This is a genomic window from Paraburkholderia phymatum (assembly GCF_040965635.1).
GTDB classification, from domain to species: Bacteria; Pseudomonadota; Gammaproteobacteria; order Burkholderiales; family Burkholderiaceae; genus Paraburkholderia; species Paraburkholderia phymatum_B.
Map to the genome: position 1 here is coordinate 102250 of NZ_JBFRCH010000012.1, position 20625 is coordinate 122874.

Genomic DNA, 20625 nt, shown 5'->3' on the forward strand with positions numbered 1-20625 from the left:
GCGCGTCATGAGCCGTTCTGTGAGCACGAAGGCGTTGCCCGCGCTCGATGCATCGTCGAAAGAGAAAACGGCCGCGAGCGTGTGGGTCGTATGCGGTGCTGCAATCGGGTTGATGTTCGGATTCGGTCCGCTGTTTTTTAGTGTCATCGGCATTTTTCTGAAGCCGATGACAGCGACGTTCGGCTGGGGACGCTCCGACGTCGCGCTGCTGCCGATGCTCGCGATGGCGGGCACTGCGCTGGGTGCGCCCGTCGCCGGCTATCTCGCGGACCGGATTGGCTGGAACAAGGTCATTGCGGGCGCGATCGCGCTCTTTTCGATGTCGCTCGGCGCGCTCGCCGTGGCGCCCGGCAACCATGCGTATGTCGGCGTCGTCGGCTTTCTGATCGGCTTTCTCGGCGCGGCGACGACGGCGGCGGGCTATCTGGCCGTATTGCCGCGTGTGTTCGACAAGCGGCTCGGCATGGCCCTCGGATTCGCGATGATCGGCACGGGGCTCGGCGGATTCTTCGCACCCATCGCCGCCAACCGGCTCGGCGTGATGATGGATTGGCGTCATTCGTTCGCTGTGTGCGGGTTGGCCGCGTTGGCGTTCGGCATCGTCGCTCATCGACTGCTGTTTCGAAACGTGCGCATCGAGAAAAGCGCCGGTGCAAGCGTGCAGAGTGCTCCACTCGAAGCCGGACTTACGCTCGGCGAAGCGGTGCGCGGCTATCGCTTCTGGCTGCTCGCCGTCGTGATGTTCGTGATTTCGAGCGCGATTCTCGGCGGCTTCGTACACCTTGCCGCTTTCGTCAGCGATCGCGGTCTTGGCCGCGATGTCGGCGCGCAGGCGGCGGGCGTCGTCGGTGCGGGTCTTGCGATCGCGCGAGTCGGGCTTGGCGCGCTGCTCGATCGCGTGTTCGCTCCGTTCGTGGCCCTCGTCAGCTTTGGCATCGGCGCGGTGGGCTTCGCGATCTTCCTCACCGACGCGGCGCAGGTCCCCGCGATGATCGTTCTGGCAGCGCTGCTGCTTGGAATTTCGACGGGCTCAGAAGGCGATCTGATTCCGTTCCTCGCGCGCAAGTACTTTGGCAAGCGCTCGTTCGGCTCGATTTACGGCTGCCTGTTCGGCGCGGCGACGCTCGGCGGCGCGGCCGGTCCGTTCCTGTATGGCATCGCGTTCGACCGCTTCGGGTCATATACGGTCGTGCACGAAGTGTCGTGTGCCGCGTGCATCGTCGGCGCGGTGGCGATCCTGCTTCTCGGGCGCTATCCGGCAGCGCCTGCGGCCGACAAACAGTGAAACTCCCCGATGCCCCAACACGCGATCGCGCACTTCTGTGATCGTGGTTGGCGCCCGTCCGACAGGGCTGAAATCTTCTTTGGCTCGGATGCGTTGTCGGTGCGCGATCTCGGCGTGCCGCTCGCGCTCGACGCGCGCACCGTCGACGCAATGCCCGCGCGCCTTCAGCATGTGGTCTTCCGGTGCGCCCATTTTCAGAAAGAGACGTGGGAGACATAGGATGGCCAAGTCCATGACAACGGCAGCACTGCCGCGAGGAATCGACGAGCCGCAAGCGTTGAGCACGCGCAACAAGGCATGGATCGTGTTCGGCGCTGCGCTGGGTCTGAGCTGCGGCTTCGGGCCGTTCTTCTTCAGCGTCGCCGGGGTGTTCCTCAAGCCCCTTGCAGCGTCGTTTCACTGGGGCCGCGCCGACGTCGCCCTGTTGCCGATGCTCGCGATGTTCGGCAACGCAGTCGGTGCGCCGATCGTCGGCTACATGGCGGATCGCCGCGGCTGGGCGAAGGTGATCGGCTGGGCCATCGCGTTGTTTTCGATCGGGCTTCTGCTGCTCGCGCTCGTGCCGCCGAATCATCTGCTGTTCGGCATGGTCGGCGCGTTCATCGGCATCTGCGGAGCGGCGACCAGTGCCGTCGGCTACGTCGGCATCTTGCCGGGCGCGTTCAACAAGCGGCTCGGCATGGCGCTCGGCATCGCGATGCTCGGTACAGGCATCGGCGGCTTCGCGATGCCGATGATCGCCGTGACGCTGCTGCACCATGTCGACTGGCGGCAGGCGTATAGGGTCCTCGCCGCAGGCGCGCTCGTGCTCGGCTTCGTGGCTCACCGGATCATCTTCCGCAACTACAACTCGGTCAGCGCTCGCTCAGAGGCGCGCGCAGAACGACTGCTCGAAGCCGAACCGGATAACGGCATCGAGCTGACTTTCAGGCAGGCATTCCGTAGCTTTCGCTTCTGGCTGCTCGCGCTCGTGTTCTTTCTCGTGTCGTGCTCGGTGCTGGGCGGGTTCGTGCATCTTGCGCCGTTCGTGTCCGACCGCGGACTGGGCCGCGACGTCGCGGCCCAGGCGGCGGCCGTGGTCGGTATCGGGCTTGCCGTCGCACGCGTCGGCATCGGCGCCGTGCTCGATCGCGCGTTCGCGCCACTGGTTGCATCGGTTGCTTGTCTTGCCGGCGCGGCCGTCTTCCTGGTACTCACGACCGACTTCATCCGGCTCCCCGGCATGGTCATGCTGAGCGCGCTGGTGCTCGGTCTCGCGACGGGCAGCGAGGGCGATCTGATTCCATATCTCGCGCGGCGCTATTTCGGCAAGCGCCATCTGGGCTCGATCTACGGCGCGCTCTTCGGCATCTCGACGCTCTGTGGCGCAATCGGCCCATTCGTCTACGGAGCGGTCTTCGATCACTTCAAGTCGTATGCGCCGATTCATGAAGTATCCGGCGGTCTGTGTCTGTTTTGCGCGGGCGCGATCCTGATGCTCGGCCGCTACCCCGAGCGGTCGGCATCGACGTTGGCGCCCGGCGCTGCACATTGACAAATACAGTGACAACGCAGACTTCGACTCCAAAAAGCTATACATCGGCCAGTCTGCTGGGCGATAATGATTCAATGATTCAACCAACCAGTTGATTGACTGGAGGAGCACATGACGAATTCCCTGAGCGGCGCCTTGCGAGGCGTACGCGTTCTCGACCTGACACATGCGTTAGCCGGCCCCTTCTGTTCGCAGGTCTTGGGCGATCACGGCGCCGACGTGATCAAGGTCGAACCGCTGGAAGGCGACTTCTTCCGCCGCATCGGCCCGTTTCGCGACGACGACCAGGAGCGCCACTACGGCGGGCTGTTCCAGTCGTGCAACCGGAACAAGCGGTCTATCGCGCTGAACCTGAAAAGCGCCGAAGGTCTGGAGACGTTCCGTACGCTGGTGCGTGGCGCTGACGTGCTGGTCGAAAACTACCGCGCGGGCGTGCTGACGAAGCTCGGCATCGGCTACGAGCAACTGAGGGAAATCAATCCGCGTCTCGTCTACACGTCGGTGCGTGGATTCGGCGACAGGCCGGGCGGCGCGAGCCCTTACATGGACTGGCCGGCGTTCGACATCGTTGCGCAGGCAATGGGTGGCTGGATGGGCATCACGGGCGAAGACGAGCTGCATCCCGTGAAGGTCGGCGGCGGTCCCGGCGATACGGTGCCGGGCCTGCACGCGGCCTTCGGCACGATGGCCGCGTTGTGGCACGCCAAGGCGACGGGGCAGGGGCAGTACGTCGATGTCGCGATGACGGATTCGATTCTCTCGATGTCGGAGCTTCTCGTCAGCCAGTACTCGTATCGCGGCGTTTCGCAGAAGCCGGTGGGCAACAATCTGCCGGGGCTCGCGCCGCAAGGCACGGTGCGCGCGAAGGACGGCATGATCGCGATTGCGGCGCCGCACGATCCGCAATGGCTGCAACTGTGCAGGCTGATGGGCCGCGACGATCTGGCGAAAGACCCGCGATTCGGCTCCGAAACGCTGCGCTGGGAAAACAATGACGCACTGACGGGCGAAATCGAGGCGTTCACCATGCGCTACACCAAGACGGAACTGCGCGAAATGTTCGGCGGTAAGGTGCCCTTCAGCCCGATCTACACCGCGGAGGAGATTTTCGCCGATCCGCATTTCGCGGCTCGCAACATGCTGCCGAAGGTCGAGCATCCGGGACTGGAAGGCGAGGTCTCGGTGCCGGGCGTGCCTGCGAAGCTGTCCGTCACGCCCGGTGCCGTGCGTCATCGCGCACCGAAACTCGGCGAACATACGCGCGAAATCCTGCGCGAAGCAAACGTTGCCGACGCTCAAGTTGAGCGCTTGATCGCGGAAGGCGCGATCGGCGCGCCAGTGTAAAATCGAGCCCTATGTCCACACGCCCCGACGACGCCGCTCTGCCGGCTACCATCGAACGTCCGGCCGGTCGACGCCGCAAGGCGCCGCCCGTTGTCCGGCACGAAGACAAGCGCCTTGCGATCTTGCGTATCGCCGCGCAGCTTTTCGCGCAGAACGGTTACGAAGCCACGTCGCTTGACATGATCGCCGATCAGATCGGCATGCATAAAGCAACGCTGTACCACTACATCAAGAACAAGGAAGAGGTGCTGTACTTCTGCCTCGTGAAGTCGTTCGAGAACCTCGACGAAGTCGTGGAAAAGGTGAAGGATCGCAGCGTGCCGACGTTGCAGCGGCTGCGCTACTTCGCGCAGAGCCTCGCACATGCGCAGAACAGCGACTTCGGCCGTTGTCTCGTGGTGGTGGGGCTGCGTCCGCTGACGACGGAAGCGAGCCTCGATATCCGCCGCTTCCAGCGCCGGCTCGATACGACCGTGCGCGACCTGATCACGGAAGGCATCGCTGCGGGAGACATCAAGCCGTGCGTGCCGGCGCTGCTGTCAGCGATGCTGTTCGGCATGCTGAACTGGGTGCCGCAGTGGTATCAGGAGGATGGGAAGTACAGCATCGACGAAGTCGTCGAGACGTTCATGACGATGCTGATTCAAGGCATTGCAGCCAGGCCTCAACGCTAGCCACAACGTCACGAAGAAAGAAAGGCGGGCAGATTCCCGCCTCTTTCGAAACACCTCAGAACGCTCGCGGCCGCCTACACAGGCGGCCGCGTTTCGTTTACAGCTTGCGGGCGATCAGTTCCTTCAGGATTTCGTTGGAACCGCCATAGAGCCGCTGAATGCGCGCATCCATCATGAACTGACAGATCGGGTATTCGGCCATGTAGCCGTAACCGCCGAACAGCTGCACGCATTCGTCGATCACCTTCCACTGCACTTCCGAGCACCACACCTTCGCCATCGCGGCTTCTTCCGCCGACGGCGGGTTGACGCCCTCCACCAGACGCTGGATCAGGCTGTCGATGAACACGCGGCCGATGCGCACCTGGCTCACGCATTCGGCGAGCTTGAACTTCGTGTTCTGGAAGTCCCACAGCGTCTGGTTGAACATCTTGCGCTGCTTGACGTGATCAAGCGTCAGTTCGATCGCGCGTTCCGTGCTGGCGATTGCGGTAACGGCGATCGTCAGGCGCTCCTTCACGAAGCTGTCCATCATCTTGCCGAAGCCGTTGCCCTCGACGCCGCCGAGCAGGTTCTCCGCCGGCACGCGCACGTCGTCCAGGAAGATTTCGCAGGTATCGAGGCCGTGCTGGCCCATCTTCTCGAGAATCTTGTTGACCTTGAAGCCGCTCACCTTGTCCTTCTCGACCATGAAGAGCGAGATGCCCTTTGCGCCGGGGCCGTTCGTGCGCGCGGCGACGATGGCGAGGTCGGAGCGCGAGCCGTGCGTGATGAACATCTTCGAGCCGTTGAGCACGTACTCGTCGCCCTCGCGACGCGCCGTCGTGCGAAGCGTCTTGATGTCGGTGCCGCAGTCCGGCTCGGTGGCCGCGAACGCCAGCAGCTTTTCGCCGCGGATGATGGGCGGCAGCCACTTGTCGATCTGCTTGGGCGTACCCGTCAGGATCAGCGTGGTCGGCGCGCCGATCACGCCCGGCACGTAGCCCCACGCGGTGTCGCAGGCGCGCGCCTGTTCTTCCATGATCACGACATCGTGCGCGTAGTTGCCGCCGTGACCGCCGTGTTCCTCCGGATAGCTGACGCCGATCAGGCCCAGTTCTCCCGCCTTCAGCCACACCGACTTGTCGATGTAGTGCTGCTTGCGCCACTTCTCCTGGTGCGGCGTGACTTCCTTCTCGAAGAAGCGGCGTGCCGTCGTGCGCAGCATGTCCAGTTCTTCCGTCATCCACGGCGAACGATAGTTACCGAACAGAGATTCCACGGTGTCTCCCTTGATCCTCGTCTGAATTGATCGATCAACCAATTGGTTGGCTAATTTGCAAAATGCGAATGCTATGCGAGCGTAATAGCCTTTCAGACAGTATTGTCTATCGATGTGCAAAAAGTCAACCGCCTAGTTGGTTGACTTTTTTTGTGACGACTTCTATAGTCGATTCCACGCCAGTGAAATACCTCAGAAGACAGGGCGAATCATGGAGACAGATATGGCGGACAACCTACTGAATGCCGTTGACTGGTCGGGCCGCGGACTGCTCGGCAACTGGAAATCACTTGCGGGCGGGCACATCGACGTCGTGGAGCCTGCCACCGGCCTGCAACTGGTGGCGACGGGCAAGGCCAATGCGCAGGACGTGGGCGAAGCGTGCGCGCTGGCGGCCGCTTCGCAAGCCGCGTGGGCAGCGATGCCTTATCCTTCGCGCGCGGCGATCTTTCGCAAGGCCGCCGCTCTTCTCGATGTGAACCGCGCTCAATACGCCGAATGGATCGTGCGCGAAACGGGCGCGATCGGACCCAAGGCCGGTTTCGAAATCGAGTCCGTCGTGCATCTGCTGCATGAAGCGGCCGCGATGCTGACGCAACCGCCGGGACTCGTGCTGCCGAGCCAGCCGGGCGTCGTCAGCATGGCGCTGCGTGTGCCGCATGGCGTCGTCGGCGTGATTTCGCCGTTCAACTTTCCTTTCCTGCTGACGTCGCGCGCGACGCTGCCCGCGCTCGCAACCGGGAACGCGGTCGTTCTGAAGCCCGATCCGCGCACGCCCGTGTCGGGCGGCGTGCTGCTCGCGCTGTTGCTTCAACAGGCGGGCTTGCCCGAAGGCGTGTTGAGCATGCTGCCCGGCGAAGCCGATGCGGGCGAGGCGCTCGTCACCGATCCGGATGTCGCGATGATTTCGTTCACGGGATCGACGGCGGTCGGCCGCCGTATCGGAGAGCTTGCGGGCAAGCATCTGAAGAAGGTCGCTCTCGAACTGGGCGGCAAGAACTCGCTCATCGTTTGCGACGACGCGGACTTCGATCTCGCCGTATCGGGCGGCAGTTGGGCTTCGTGGCTGCATCAAGGACAGATCTGCATGAGCGCGGGCCGTCATCTCGTCCACGAATCGATCGCCGACGCCTACGCCCAGCGCATGGCCGACAAGGCGAAGCAACTGCCCGTCGGCAACCCGCATACGGGCAACGTCGCGCTCGGTCCGATCATCACGCGCAAGCAGGTCGAGCGCGTGCAGCAGATCGTCGACGAATCGGTGCGGATGGGCGCGAAGCTGCTCGCAGGCGGCAGCGGCGAAGGCAGCTTCTATCAGCCGACCGTGCTCGCCGATGTCACGCCGGAGATGCCCGCATTCCGCGACGAGATCTTCGGGCCGGTTGTGTGCATCACGCCGTTTGCTTCGGATGGCGAAGCGATCGCTCATGCCAACGACAGCGAGTACGGCCTTTCGGCGGGCATCTACACACGCGACGTGGGCCGAGGAATGGCGATCGCCGACCGGCTCAGGACGGGCCTCGTGCACGTCAACGACCAGACCGTAAACGATGACGGCACGATGCCGATGGGCGGACGCGGCGCGTCCGGCAACGGCTCGCGTCACGGCGGCCCCGCGAACTGGGACGAGTTCACCCAATGGCGATGGATCACGGTGCGGCAGACGCCGCCGCAATATCCGCTCTGACTCGCGCTCCGACACGGTAATGGCGGCGCTACGGCGCGCCACTTCCTTGCATCAGGACAACTAGCCAACGCCGCCCGACCGCGCTTCTCGCACGCTAGCGACCGAGCGCGGCAGGGCTTCTTTACCTCTGCCTACCGGAACCAACTGGAACCAACTGGAACCATCATGAAGATCGTCAAAGTCGAAGTCATTCCCGTCTCTACCCCGATGAAAAAACCGATGATCATGCCGAACACGCGCATCGAGGCAATCGACAGCGTCATCCTGAAGCTCACGTGCGATGACGGCACGGTGGGCTTCTCGGATTCGGGCGACACGTCGTCGTGGTACATGGGCGAGATGCAGGGCTCGATCATGTCGATGATCTGCGACGTCATCGCGCCGCGTGTTCTGCTGGGCGAAGACCCGCGCAACATCGAGAAGCTCGTCGGCAAGATGGACCTGCTCGTGCGCGACAACAACCAGGCGAAAGCGACCGTCGACTTTGCGCTGCACGATCTCAAAGGCAAGCTCTTCAACGTGCCCGTGTACGAGTTGCTCGGCGGGCGCACGATCTCGGGCGCGGCGATGGGCTGGGTGCTGTCGGCGGGCACGCCTGAGCAGGTGGCGGCCGAGGCGATCGTTGCACACAAGCAAGGCTTCCAGTTGCTGAAGATGAAGACGGGCTTCGGCTCGGTCGAAGACGACATCCGGATGGTGTACGCGGTGCGCGAGACCGTTGGCAAGGACATCCGTCTCACGGTCGACGCGAACGGCTTCTGGAACTACGAGACGGCGTTGCGCACGATCCGCCGCCTTGACGACGCGAACCTGGAACTGATCGAGCAGCCGCTGCCGCATTGGGACATCGAAGGGATGGCTCGCCTGCGCGCCCAGGTGCGCACGCCGATCTACGCAGACGAGGCGGCCAAGGAACTGCATCACATCAAGGACATCATTGACCGGCGCGCGGCCGATGGCCTCTTCATCAAGTTGCAAAAGGCAGGCGGGCTGTTGAAGTCGCAGCGCTGGCTGACGCTCGCGCGACTCTCGGGGCTGCCCGTGATGTGCGGCTGCATGATCGGCTCGGGTCTGGAACATAGCCCGTCCGCGCATCTGTGGACGAGCAACCAGTGGGCATCGCAATTCCTGAACGAGTCGACGGGACCGCTGACGATTCACGGCGTGTGGGAAAGCAAGGACATCGCGCCGGGCAACGACATCGCGCTGAACGTACCGCGCTTCGAAAACGGCTATACGTACCCGAACGAAGGGCCCGGTCTGGGCATCGAGCTGAACGAAGAATTCCTGGTGCGCAACCTCACGAAGGGCAAGCAAGCGCGCGTGGTGGCGCTGTGACGATGGAGCGCAAGGGCCCCCTGACGGGGATTACCGCCATCGAGTTCGCGGGGCTCGGCCCCGCGCCGTTCGCCGGCATGATGCTCTCCGATCACGGCGCGCGCGTGATTCGCATCGATCGCGCGACGAAGCGGGCCCCCGTTCGCGACAGCGGCGCGGGCGCGCTGACCGCGCGCAGCAGCGACGTGCTCGCGCGCGGACGCGAATCGATTGCGCTCGATCTGAAGCGTCCGGCGGCGACGGAAATCGCGCTCTCCTTGATCGAGCGCGCGGACATCGTGCTCGAAGGCTTTCGTCCGGGCGTGATGGAATCGCTCGGGCTCGGTCCGGACGTGTGTCTCGCGCGCAAGCCGTCGCTCGTGTATGGACGCGTGACGGGCTGGGGCCAAACGGGTCCGCTTGCGCAAGCCGCGGGGCACGACATCAATTACATCGCGTTGGCGGGCGCGCTTCATTCGACGGCGCGTCGAGGCGGGCCACCCGTTGCCGCGCCCGGCATGATCGGCGACTTCGGCGGCGGCGGCATGCTGCTCGCGTTCGGCGTGCTGTCGGCTCTGCATCAGGCGAAGCTGAGCGGGCAAGGCCAGGTGGTCGACGCTTCGATCTGCGAAGGTGCGGCGCTGCTTGCGTCGCTGATGTACGGCTGGCGTTCGGCAGGCATCTGGCACGCCGAGGCGGGCACGAACAACGGCGATAGCGGCGCGCATTTCTACGATGCGTATGCGTGCGCCGATGGCAAGTACATCTCCATCGGTTCGATCGAGCCGCAGTTCTACAAGCTCTTGCGCGAACTCGTCGGACTGGACGATGTGGCATTCGATCAGCAGTGGGACGAATCGCAATGGCCGGCGCTTAAGGAGCGCGTCGCCGAAGCGTTCAGGCGGAAGACGCGGGCCGAATGGTGCGAACTGCTCGAAGGCACGGATGTGTGCTTTGCGCCCGTGTTGTCGCTCGACGAGGCGCCGCGCCATCCGCACTACGAGGCGCGAGGCACGTTCGCGACGGTCGACGGCATTACGCAGCCCGGCCCCGCTCCGCGCTTCAGCGCGACGCCGGCTGCGCCATGTCATTCCGTAGGGGCCGTGGGCGACTCGACGCGCGTGCTGCTCGCGGAACTCGGCTACTCACCGGATGACATCGCGCGCCTGCTCGATGGCGTCGCGCAAGGTGCGTAGCGGGCCGTGTTAGTGGATAGGTGGAGACGAAGATGAAAATCGTGGTGCCAGTGAAGAGAGTGGTCGACTACAACGTGAAGGTTCGCGTGAAGTCGGATGGGACAGGCGTCGATCTCGCGAATGTGAAGATGTCGATGAATCCGTTCGACGAAATCGCCGTCGAAGAAGCCGTGCGCCTGAAGGAAGCGGGTGTCGCGACGGAAGTGGTCGCGGTGTCGGCGGGCGTCGCGCAGTGCCAGGAAACGCTGCGTACGGCGCTGGCGATCGGCGTGGATCGCGCGATCCTCATCGAATCGAATGAAGACCTGCAGCCGCTGGCCGTGGCCAAGCTGCTGAAGGCGCTGGTCGACAGGGAGCAGCCGCAGCTGGTGATCCTCGGCAAGCAGGCCATCGACGACGATTCGAACCAGACGGGTCAGATGCTGGCCGCGCTGGCGGGCCTGCCGCAGGCGACGTTTGCATCGAAGGTGGTCGTGGCCGATGGCAAGGCGACCGTGTCGCGTGAAGTGGATGGCGGCGCGGAAACGCTGTCGCTGAAACTGCCCGCCGTGGTGACGACCGATCTGCGCCTGAACGAGCCGCGCTACGTGACGCTGCCGAACATCATGAAGGCGAAGAAAAAGCCGCTCGAAACCGTGAAGCCCGAGGAGCTTGGCGTCGATGTCACGCCGCGTCTGAAGACGCTGAAGGTCAGCGAGCCGCCGAAGCGCTCCGCTGGCGTCAAGGTGCCGGACGTGAAGACGCTGGTCGAGAAGCTCAAGACGGAAGCCAAGGTGCTTTGATTTTTTCGGGCACACGGAGACGAATGAAATGACGATTCTGGTAATTGCTGAACATGACAACGCGTCGATCAAGGCCGCGACGCTGAACACGGTTGCTGCCGCGCACGCAGTTGGCAAATTCGTCGGCGGCGACATTCATGTGCTGGTTGCGGGTCACAACGCGCAGCCAGCCGCTGAAGCTGCATCGAAGATTGCAGGCGTGGCGAAAGTGCTGCTCGCCGATGCGCCGCAACTCGCCGAAGGCCTGGCGGAAAACGTCGAGGCGACGGTACTGAACATCGCGAAGGACTACTCGCACATCCTCGCGCCCGCGACGGCCTACGGCAAGAACATCGCACCGCGCATCGCCGCGAAACTGGACGTCGCGCAGATCAGCGACATCACGGCTGTCGATAGCGCGGATACGTTCGAGCGCCCGATCTACGCAGGCAACGCGATCGCGATCGTGCAATCGGCTGATCCGATCAAGGTCATCACGGTACGCGCAACGGGCTTTGACCCGGTTGCAGCGGAAGGCGGCAGTGCGTCGGTCGAGAAGATCGAAGCCGCAGCCGATGCCGGCATCTCGCAGTTCGTGAGCCGTGAAGTCACGAAGCTGGACCGTCCGGAACTGACGTCGGCGAACATCATCGTGTCGGGTGGCCGGGGTCTGGGCAGCGGCGAGAACTACACGAAGATTCTCGAGCCGCTCGCCGACAAGCTCGGCGCAGCAATGGGCGCATCCCGAGCAGCCGTCGATGCGGGCTACGTGCCGAACGACTACCAGGTCGGCCAGACGGGCAAGATCGTTGCGCCGCAGCTGTACATCGCGGTGGGCATCTCGGGCGCGATCCAGCACCTCGCGGGCATGAAGGACTCGAAGGTGATCGTCGCGATCAACAAGGACGAAGAGGCGCCCATCTTCAGCGTCGCGGATTATGGTCTCGTTGGCGATCTGTTCACACTCGTGCCGGAACTCTGTACGAGTCTCGCGTAAGCCGATCAGCGAGTGGGGCAGGTGACGAGCTTTGAACCATTGTCCGATGAGGATTGGGACAAGGCCGCGCACCTGCTTCCTTGCGACAGGATGCGCGGATACGGTCGCGTGCCCCGCGACCCGCGCGAGCTCCTGAACGCGATCTTATGGGTGCTGATGCAACACGAGCACTGGCATCATCTGCCGCGTGACGGCCCGCCTGCGCAGATGTGCTACATGAAATACCGTCAATGGTGCCGTGATGGCACGCTCGACAAAGTCGTGGACGCGCTCGATATTGCGCTTCCCTTATCCCCGGCTACGACAAAGAGCAAGGACAAAAGGGGATAGCGAATGGAGGAAGACCCGCTCCCGTTGATCTGCCTTCAAGCAATCCGGAGCCGGAGACTCTATATCCGATCCGCCCGCGAAGACGGAAGACAAAAGATGACGCCGATAGCGACAGCAGTGCCATCGGCGAGGCTATGCGCTCCGGCCTTCCAGGGCAAGCTCGCAGATCGCGAGCGCTTCTATGCGTGCGTCCTCGAAACACCCGGGCACGTTCGGTTACGCGCCGATGGACGAGCGGCGTCCAAAGGCATGCTTCTTCGCGTTGCTCAAGACCTGAAATCGAGGTATGGCGACTTCAACGGAAGACGAGGACGGGAATCGTACTGTGGCTGAGCACCTTCTGCGTTTCGCTGCCGAGCAGAATGCTGCTGACCCGGTTCCGACCGTGCGACGCCATGAAGATCACGTCACATTCGAGCTCCAGCGCCTTGGCGATGATCCCCAGATAGGGAGACGACGCGACCGACGTCGCGCCGACGCAATGCACGCCATTTTCGGCGGCGGCTTCCTCGATCTTCGCGTGCTCTGCCCGGGCGTCATCGTGTGCGCGTGACGCATATTCAGGCCACAGTTCGTTATCGGTTGGAATCCACTGGTCGTGTACGCAGGTATAGGGTGTGAGACGCGCGCCGCTGATCCGTGCGAACTCGATGGCACTTGAAACGGCCCTGCGCGATACGTCGGAACCGTCAACGGGAAGAAGGATGTGTTTGAACATGGATAGTGAGTCGCGCATCGCGCGGCAGTGACAGAGACAATCAGACCGACACGTGCTCAGTATCCTTCTTGCCGTCGCTCGGGTATTGACGATGATCATCCGGCCATTTTTCGTCCCGGGTGGCAGAACGCCACAGCACTCGGCAACCATCTGATCGCACGAAAACTCCACATAGGCGATGTTCAAGGCGGCAAGTGTCGCGAGCCGTTTGCGGCCGGCGTCGAAGGCGATGCGACTCGATGTTATCCAGCCGTTGCCCTTCGTCGCCGCTGCAAACGGCGGTCCGGTTGCGCTTTCCGATCAAGGCTCCGAACGAGGCTCTCAACGGCAGGTACGGAACCCCACGAAGATATCGCTACGGTGTGGCAGATAAAAGTTTCGATAACGAGGATTGCGCATCCTGTCGCGTGTGACGAACGACGCGCCGCGCACGCTCCGATGCGTATGAAACCACGGCGCCGAATAGTCCTCGTATGGGTCCGCGGAAAAGCCCGCATACGGCTCGAAGGGATCGGCCATCCATTCCCACACCGACTCGCCCCATTCGATCAGTTCGTTGCAGGCCGCGTATTCCCATTCGGCTTCCGTCGGCAAGCGCCGGCCTTGCCAGCGGCAAAACGCTTCCGCTTCGTACGCGTTGACGTGACAGACCGGCTGCGACAGCGGGAGCGGCTGCCATTGGCCGAACCAGCGATGCTCCCAGCGCGCGGAGCCGTTGCCTGCCCCCGCCGCTTCGCGCCACCGCTTCGGCGCTTTCAGGCCGGTGCCCCTGAGCCACCCGATTCCATCGCTTGACCACCAGCGCTCGTCCGCATAGCCGTTTGCCGCGACGAATTCCATGAACTGCGCGTTGCTCACGCATTGGCGGTCGATCTGCGCTGGCCCGACGGACACCGCGTGTCGCCATTTTTCGTTGTCGAACACGAAGCCATCGTCCCGTGATCCGCCCATCTGGAACGTCTCGCCGCCGACCGCGATCTCGCTCGTCTCCGCGAGATGCTCGATGGGCCGCACCGCGAGCGGCGCATGCGGCGGATAGTCCAGCGTCTGCCGCATGTAGGTCAGCGCTTCGGCATGCATGTCTTCGTGGTACAACGCGAGACGGAAGTAATAGAGGTCCTCATCCGATTCCGTCGAGGCGGCGAGCTTCGCGCGCACCTGTTCCAGCACGGCGTCCGCGTAGTCGATAATCTCTGCAAGCGGCGGCAGGTCCAGATGCCAGCGATTGTCGTGCGCAACGCGTCCCGAGTCGAACCATCGGTCAGCGCTTGCGAGCAGCGAGGGGCGCGTGGGAGCGAAACGGCCTTGCGGGTTTCGTTGTGGATCGCGCAGTATCCAGTGTTCCGTGAACCAGGCAACATGCGCGTATTCCCACAGCGGCGGATTGATGCCGGGGTCGCAAGGAACCTGCATCTGCGCGGGTGTCAGATCTGCAAGGATCGCCCATGTCCGCCGATGAGCATCGACGAATGCCGCGTCCAGCTGGGCCTTGTCCAGTTTGCGTGTTGTCACTCTGCCAATCCGTACCACCATGCGTCCTCCAATGGCCAGAATATTCATCGCGAGCCCCGCACTGCGCAGCGCCAACAACGGAAACTGGCAGACGGCCAATCGCTGGTTCAGGTTCCTGCGGCCGGACTACCAGGTTTCGCTCGACGCCGAATGGCCCCCCGCCGATCAGCGGCACGAGCCGCCTGCCTGTCTGATCGCGTTGCACGCGCGGCGTTCGGCTCCGAGTATCGCCAGGTTTGCCGAGGCTTGCCCGGATCGTCCCCGCATCGTCGTGCTGACGGGCACCGATCTCTACCGGGACATTCGCGTCGACGAATCCGCGCGCCGCTCTCTCGATCTTGCTACACATCTGGTCGTGCTGCAGGAAGAGGGGCTGGCGGAAATGACGGCTGCGTATCGCGCGAAATGCCGTGTCATCTACCAGTCCGCGCCCGCGCGCAAAACCGATATACCGTCGACGCGCCGATGTCGTACGTTCGACGTCGTGCTCGTCGGTCACATGCGCGCGGAGAAAGACCCGCGCACGCCGATGCGCGCGCTGGAGCGTCTGCCCGACGATTCGCGAGTCCGGCTGATCCACATCGGCCGCGCACTGGAAGACGAGTATCGGCTGGCGGCGCAGGCATTGCAAGAGAAGGCGTGGCCCACGGTGCAGCGCTATGTCTGGTATGAGGGACTGCCACACGGCGCCACGCTGCGGCGCATTGCCAACGCCGATGCGATGGTCATTTCGAGCGTGATGGAAGGCGGCGCGAACGTGATCATCGAAGCGGTGAATGCGGGCGTTCCCGTATTGGCCAGCCGCATCGCGGGCAACATCGGCATGCTGGGGCGCGACTACGACGGCTATTTCCCGCCCGGCGACGACGGGGCGCTGGCCGCGCTGCTCGATCGCGCGAGCCGGGACAGCGCGTTTCTGACAGCGCTCCAGCAGCAATGCGCACGGCGGGCGCCATTGTTCGCGCCCGCCATGGAGCATGCGGCAGTTGTCAGCCTGGTCAGGGACGCGCTGGCTCAGGCGTCGCGATAGCGCGCATTGCTAATCGTGCGTAGCGGGCAGTTGCCGAAGCGTGCGCGCGGCCGCGACCATGTTCGTCAGCGCGGGAATCACTTCTTCCCACGCGCGCGTCTTCAGGCCGCAATCGGGGTTCACCCACAGACGTTCGGCGGGAATCCGCTCCGCCGCTTTCCGCATCAGGTTCACGATGTGGTCCTCGCCCGGAATGTTCGGCGAATGAATGTCATAGACGCCAGGGCCGATCTGGTTCGGATAGTTGAAGTCGTCGAAAGCATCGAGCAATTCCATATCGGAGCGCGAGGTTTCGATCGTGATCACATCCGCATCCATATCGGCAATCGACGCGATGATGTCGTTGAACTCCGAATAGCACATATGCGTGTGGATCTGCGTTTCGTCCTTCACGCCGTTCGCGGCGATGCGGAACGATTCCACCGCCCATTGCAGATACGCGTTCCATTGCGAGCGGCGCAGCGGCAGCCCTTCGCGCAGCGCGGCCTCGTCGATCTGGATGATGCGCACGCCGGCCTTTTCCAGGTCGAGCACTTCGTCGCGAATCGCGAGCGCCAGTTGATGGCACGACACCGAACGAGGCTGATCGTCGCGCACGAACGACCAGTTCAGGATCGTGACTGGCCCGGTCAGCATGCCTTTCATCGGCTTGCTGGTTTGCGACTGTGCGTATCGCGTCCATTCGACTGTCATCGCCTTCGGGCGGCTGATGTCGCCGAACAGGATCGGCGGCTTCACGCAACGCGAGCCATACGACTGCACCCAGCCGAACTGGCTGAACGCGTAGCCGTCGAGCTGTTCGCCGAAGTATTCGACCATGTCGTTGCGTTCGGCTTCGCCATGCACGAGCACGTCAAGGCCGAGCGCTTCCTGTTCTTTCACGGCGCGCGCGATCTCGCGTTCCATCGCCGCCTTGTAGCCCGCCTGATCGAGTGCGCCGCGCTTGAACTCGCTGCGCGCGTGACGGATTTCGTTCGTCTGCGGGAACGAGCCGATCGTGGTCGTCGGATACGCGGGCAGATCGAGCAGCGCCGCCTGCTTGTCGGCGCGCTGCGCATACGCGCTCGCGCGTTTGCCGAGCGCGGCATCGATGCGCGCGATGGCCGCCTTCACAGCCGGGTTGTGCACGCGCGGCGAGACGCGGCGGCTTTCGATCGCGGCGGCATTCGCATCGAGTGCAGCGGCGACGGATGCACGGCCGTTATTCAGCGCGCCCGCCAGCACCATCAGTTCGTCGAGCTTTTGCAGCGCGAACGCAAGCCACGATCTGATTTCGGCGTCGAGCTTCTGCTCGCTGTCGAGATCGACGGGCACATGCAGCAGCGAGCATGACGGCGCGATCCACAACCGATCGCCGAGCGTGCGATGCAGCGGTTCGAGCCATTGCAGCGCTGCGTTCAGATCGGTCTTCCAGATATTGCGGCCATTGATCGCGCCCACCGACAGCACCGTCGAATCCGGCAGTTGCGCCGCGAGCTGCGCGACTTCATCGCTTGCATTGATCGCGTCGATATGCAGGCCATCGACGGGCAGCTTGCACGCGAGTTCGAGATTGTCCTGCAACGGCCCGAAGTAAGTCGCAAGCAGCAGCCTCACGCGCCGTGCCGACAGCGCATCGTATGCGGTAACGAACGCTTCGCGCCACTTCGCGTCGAGTTCCGTCACGAGCGCCGGCTCGTCGATCTGCACCCACTCGACGCCCTGCGCCGTGAAGTAGTCGAGCAGCGCCGCGTACACGGGCAGCAGGCGCGGCAACAGCGCGAGCTTGTCGGAGCCGTCCTTCGATTTGCCGAGCCACAGATACGTCACTGGCCCGATGATGACGGGCTTCGCGTTCACGCCGACTGCGCGCGCTTGCGCAAGCTGTTCGATGAGACGCGAGGGATCGAGCGAGAACTGCGTGCGCGCGTCGAACTCGGGGACGATGTAGTGATAGTTCGTGTCGAACCACTTCGTCATTTCGCCGGCGGCCACGCCGCCGCAGCATGCGCGATGATCTTCGTCGCCTTGAGCGGAGCGGCCACGCGCGACGCGGAAAGCGTTGTCGAGCGCATCGCCATGAAAGCCGCGCACGCGCTCGGGCAGATTGCCGAGCGTAAAGCTCATGTCGAGCACCTGGTCATAGAACGCGAAATCGCCGACGGGTACGAAGTCGAGGCGCATCTGATCCTTCCAGTGACGCGCGCGAAGCTGCGCGCCGACGGCCTTCAGCTCGTCGCGTGATGACTGGTTTTTCCAGTAGCTCTCGAGTGCAAATTTCAATTCGCGGTTTGCGCCGATGCGCGGAAAACCAAGGTTGTGCGTCGTGACCATCGTTCTTATGCCGTCCACAGAAAAGAGCCTGAAAGCGATGATAGAATTTTCGATGTATGAATAAAAATGGATTTATTTCATGCATACATTAGTTCTGTTCATGGAGGCGGGATGCTCGAACGTAGTCATCTGATGGTGATCAGAGAGGTCGAGCGCCAAGGGTCGCTCACGGCTGCTGCCGACGTGCTGAATCTCACGCAGTCGGCGTTGAGCCACACCGTGAAGAAGCTGGAGCAGCAACTGGGCACGCCCGTCTGGACGCGCGAGGGACGCGCGATGCGCCTCACGCAAGCAGGCCAGTACCTGCTTGGACTCGCGAACCGTATGCTCCCTCAGTTCGAGCATGCGGAAGCGCGCATGAAGCAGTACGCGCAGGGCGAGCGCGGCACGTTGCGCATCGGCATGGAATGCCATCCGTGTTACCAGTGGCTGCTCAAGGTCGTGTCGCCGTATCTCGCGCGCTGGCCCGATGTCGATGTCGACGTGAAGCAGCGCTTTCAGTTCGGCGGCATCGGCGCGCTGTTCGGCTATGAAATCGATGTGCTCGTCACGCCCGATCCGCTGAAAAAGCCGGGGCTGCGGTTTCAGCCAGTGTTCGATTACGAGCAGGTGCTCGTCGTCGCCGATGCGCATGCGCTCGCGAACGAGCCGTATGTCGCGCCCGAGCATCTGGCTTCTGAAGTGCTGATCACCTATCCCGTCGAAACGGACCGGCTCGACATCTACACGCAATTTCTGACGCCCGCCAACGTCGTGCCGAAGCGTCACAAGGTGATCGAAACGACCGACATCATGCTGCAGATGGTCGCGAGCGGCCGGGGCGTCGCGGCGCTGCCGCGCTGGCTCGCGGAAGAGTACGCGGGCTGGATGCCGATCACGCCGCTGCGGCTCGGCAAGAAGGGCATCGCGAAACAGATCTTTCTCGGCACGCGTGAATCCGATGACACGATCGACTATCTGACGGCGTTCGTCGCGATGGCCCGCGAGACGGAGCGGGCAGAGGCGCGCGTGCGCGCGTAGCGCTGCCGGGGCGCGCCGGCTTCTATCCGCGCGCGTGCCGCGAGGACATCTCCTGCAAATCCAGATCGTGTTCGAGCACATGCAGCAGCTCGTCGTGGATCAGGCCTTTCCGATGCATGTGCAACAGCTCCGCGCGTCCGCCCGCGATGGCCGCCAGCACGACGTCATAGTGCGCATTACGGGCTTCGACGGGAAAGCTCTCCGCGTTCTCGTGCGCCCGCGTAATTTGCGCGCGATACGTGTATTGCTCGAGCAGGCGCGGATGAAGCACCGCGCCGTCCGGCGCATAGACGAGCGGTTTGATTGCCTCCAGTTGCGCCGCTTCGAGCCTCGCCCACGCCTGGGGCTCCGTCAGATAGGCGTGCGCGTGCGCATCGCCGGATGGCCTGACGGCTCGAATCACGAAACCGATGGTCGTGCCTTGCAGCAGCACCGTCACGAGAATGACGACGAACGCGGAGAACAGAATCAGGTCGCGGCCCGGTATCGTTTCGGGCAGCGAGAGCGCAATCGCGAGCGTCACGACGCCGCGCATCCCCGCCCAGCTCACGATGGTTGCGGAACGCCAGTCGGCGGGGCGTGAAAGGTGCTTCGAGATGCGATGGAGCGTCGCCTTGATCGCTTCGATGCCGAAGCTCCACACGCAACGCGATACGACGACGGTGATGACGGTCGCCATCGTCGCGGGACCGAGCAGCGCGATCGCATTCTGAAGGCCGCCGAGCCGCAGCATCACGCCGCGCAGCGACAATCCGATCAACACGAACACGAGCGCTTCGAAGACGAACACGACGACCTGCCAGAAGGCCGTGCCTCGCGTTCGCACGGTCGCTGAAAACACTTCATGCTGATGCCAGCCGAGCAGCATGCCGCACGTCACCGTCGAAATGACGCTCGACACGCCGAGCATTTCGCCTGCAATGTAGCTGACCCACGCGGAAATCACGGCCGTCGTGATGATCAGATAGTCATCGTCGAGCAGCCGCAGCAGACACACGAGCGCATAGCCCACGGCACCGCCCACCGCAATGCCGCCGAGCGCGAGTCCCGTGAAACTCAGCACGGCATGCGTTGCGCTGAACGCGCCCGTCAGCGCGGCGGCGATCGCGAAGCGGAACAGCACGAGGCCCGCCGCGTCGTTGAGCAGGCTCTCGCCTTCGAGCAGCACCATCAGGCGGCGCGGTAACGCGACGCGTTCGAGCACGGCCTTCGCGGCGATCGCGTCGGGCGGCGACACGACGGCGCCCAGCGCGAAGCAGACGGCCCACGGCAACGACGGCACGACGAGATGCACGACCACACCGACGATCCACGTCGTGAACGCGACCGCGCCGATCGCGAACAGCAGAATCGGCGTGAGGTGCCGCTTGAAGTCGGTCCACACGAAGTAGTACGCGCCGTCCATCAGCAGCGGCGGCAGGAGCACGATCAGCACGAGGTCGGGATCGAGCATGACGGGAGGCAGGCCCGGCGCGAATGCCATGGCGGCGCCGCCCACCAGCAGCGCTGCCGCGGGCGGCAGGCGCAGGCGCTTCGCGACGAGTTCCAGCGCGACGATCGCCATCATCGAAAGCAGCACCAGTTTGAATGCCGACACAGCCGACATGATTCCCCCTGTTAGGCGTTTTATCGGTTTGAACCTGGAC

General features: G+C 63.6%; 18 protein-coding genes. 13 read left to right on the forward strand and 5 right to left on the reverse strand.

Translation table 11 applies throughout. The features are described from left to right. Window positions 1-7 precede the first annotated feature (7 nt). The 5 genes from AB4Y32_RS21300 to AB4Y32_RS21320 all read left to right on the forward strand — a co-directional run bounded on the left by AB4Y32_RS21300 (window position 8) and on the right by AB4Y32_RS21320 (window position 4837). Window positions 8-1285: an MFS transporter gene (locus tag AB4Y32_RS21300; protein ID WP_368723241.1), complete on the forward strand. Its 1278-nt coding sequence runs from the start codon at window positions 8-10 to the stop codon at window positions 1283-1285. Between the two features lie 9 nt (window positions 1286-1294). Next, window positions 1295-1504 (forward strand): hypothetical protein, encoded by a 210-nt coding sequence (locus AB4Y32_RS21305; protein ID WP_368723242.1) that lies wholly within the window; start codon window positions 1295-1297, stop codon window positions 1502-1504. Between the two features lies 1 nt (window position 1505). After that, complete coding sequence (locus tag AB4Y32_RS21310; RefSeq protein WP_368723243.1) at window positions 1506-2819, forward strand: MFS transporter; 1314 nt, start codon at window positions 1506-1508, stop codon at window positions 2817-2819. Window positions 2820-2930: 111 nt separating this feature from the next. Continuing rightward, window positions 2931-4163: a CaiB/BaiF CoA transferase family protein gene (locus tag AB4Y32_RS21315; protein ID WP_368723244.1), complete on the forward strand. Its 1233-nt coding sequence runs from the start codon at window positions 2931-2933 to the stop codon at window positions 4161-4163. A gap of 11 nt (window positions 4164-4174) precedes the next feature. Continuing rightward, on the forward strand, window positions 4175-4837 hold the full coding sequence (locus AB4Y32_RS21320; protein WP_087738461.1) for a TetR/AcrR family transcriptional regulator: 663 nt from the start codon (window positions 4175-4177) through the stop codon (window positions 4835-4837). A 97-nt stretch (window positions 4838-4934) separates the two neighbouring features. Here AB4Y32_RS21320 and AB4Y32_RS21325 read toward each other — a convergent pair whose 3' ends face one another. Further along, the gene (locus AB4Y32_RS21325; protein WP_368723245.1) at window positions 4935-6098 is read right to left on the reverse strand and encodes an acyl-CoA dehydrogenase family protein; all 1164 of its coding nucleotides are present in this window, start codon (window positions 6096-6098) and stop codon (window positions 4935-4937) included. Between the two features lie 211 nt (window positions 6099-6309). Here AB4Y32_RS21325 and AB4Y32_RS21330 point away from each other — a divergent pair, with 211 nt between their 5' ends. The 6 genes from AB4Y32_RS21330 (at window position 6310) to AB4Y32_RS21355 (ending at window position 12386) form a co-directional block, all read left to right on the forward strand. Next, window positions 6310-7785 carry a benzaldehyde dehydrogenase gene (locus AB4Y32_RS21330; RefSeq protein WP_439899817.1) on the forward strand — a complete coding sequence of 492 codons (1476 nt, stop codon included), beginning with the start codon at window positions 6310-6312 and terminating at the stop codon, window positions 7783-7785. Between the two features lie 165 nt (window positions 7786-7950). Further along, a complete protein-coding gene (locus AB4Y32_RS21335) occupies window positions 7951-9123 on the forward strand; it encodes a mandelate racemase/muconate lactonizing enzyme family protein (protein ID WP_368723247.1) in 1173 nt (390 codons plus the stop codon). A gap of 2 nt (window positions 9124-9125) precedes the next feature. Beyond that, on the forward strand, window positions 9126-10298 hold the full coding sequence (locus AB4Y32_RS21340; RefSeq protein WP_368723248.1) for a CaiB/BaiF CoA transferase family protein: 1173 nt from the start codon (window positions 9126-9128) through the stop codon (window positions 10296-10298). Window positions 10299-10330: 32 nt separating this feature from the next. Beyond that, a complete protein-coding gene (locus AB4Y32_RS21345; RefSeq protein ID WP_368723249.1) occupies window positions 10331-11080 on the forward strand; it encodes an electron transfer flavoprotein subunit beta/FixA family protein in 750 nt (249 codons plus the stop codon). 28 nt (window positions 11081-11108) lie between these two features. Further along, a complete protein-coding gene (locus AB4Y32_RS21350; protein ID WP_368723250.1) occupies window positions 11109-12056 on the forward strand; it encodes an electron transfer flavoprotein subunit alpha/FixB family protein in 948 nt (315 codons plus the stop codon). Window positions 12057-12077: 21 nt separating this feature from the next. Then, on the forward strand, window positions 12078-12386 hold the full coding sequence (locus tag AB4Y32_RS21355; protein WP_368723251.1) for a transposase: 309 nt from the start codon (window positions 12078-12080) through the stop codon (window positions 12384-12386). Between the two features lie 295 nt (window positions 12387-12681). On the opposite strand, the gene AB4Y32_RS21360 is transcribed toward AB4Y32_RS21355, so the two are convergent. Both AB4Y32_RS21360 and senA read right to left on the reverse strand, forming a co-directional pair. Then, a complete protein-coding gene (locus tag AB4Y32_RS21360; protein ID WP_368723310.1) occupies window positions 12682-13104 on the reverse strand; it encodes a universal stress protein in 423 nt (140 codons plus the stop codon). Window positions 13105-13425: 321 nt separating this feature from the next. Next, on the reverse strand, window positions 13426-14616 hold the full coding sequence (gene senA / locus AB4Y32_RS21365; RefSeq protein ID WP_368723252.1) for a selenoneine synthase SenA: 1191 nt from the start codon (window positions 14614-14616) through the stop codon (window positions 13426-13428). A 19-nt stretch (window positions 14617-14635) separates the two neighbouring features. Here senA and senB point away from each other — a divergent pair, with 19 nt between their 5' ends. Then, window positions 14636-15646, forward strand: coding sequence for a selenoneine biosynthesis selenosugar synthase SenB (gene senB / locus AB4Y32_RS21370; protein ID WP_368723253.1), 1011 nt, complete (start codon window positions 14636-14638; stop codon window positions 15644-15646). A 9-nt stretch (window positions 15647-15655) separates the two neighbouring features. Here the strand turns inward: senB and metE are convergent, their stop codons facing one another. Further along, window positions 15656-17959 carry a 5-methyltetrahydropteroyltriglutamate--homocysteine S-methyltransferase gene (metE, locus tag AB4Y32_RS21375; RefSeq protein WP_368723254.1) on the reverse strand — a complete coding sequence of 768 codons (2304 nt, stop codon included), beginning with the start codon at window positions 17957-17959 and terminating at the stop codon, window positions 15656-15658. Window positions 17960-18025: 66 nt separating this feature from the next. Between metE and AB4Y32_RS21380 the strand changes: the two genes are divergently transcribed. Beyond that, on the forward strand, window positions 18026-18979 hold the full coding sequence (locus AB4Y32_RS21380; protein WP_368723255.1) for a LysR family transcriptional regulator: 954 nt from the start codon (window positions 18026-18028) through the stop codon (window positions 18977-18979). 22 nt (window positions 18980-19001) lie between these two features. Here AB4Y32_RS21380 and AB4Y32_RS21385 read toward each other — a convergent pair whose 3' ends face one another. Then, window positions 19002-20585 (reverse strand): Na+/H+ antiporter, encoded by a 1584-nt coding sequence (locus AB4Y32_RS21385; protein ID WP_368723256.1) that lies wholly within the window; start codon window positions 20583-20585, stop codon window positions 19002-19004. Between the last annotated feature and the right edge of the window lie 40 nt (window positions 20586-20625).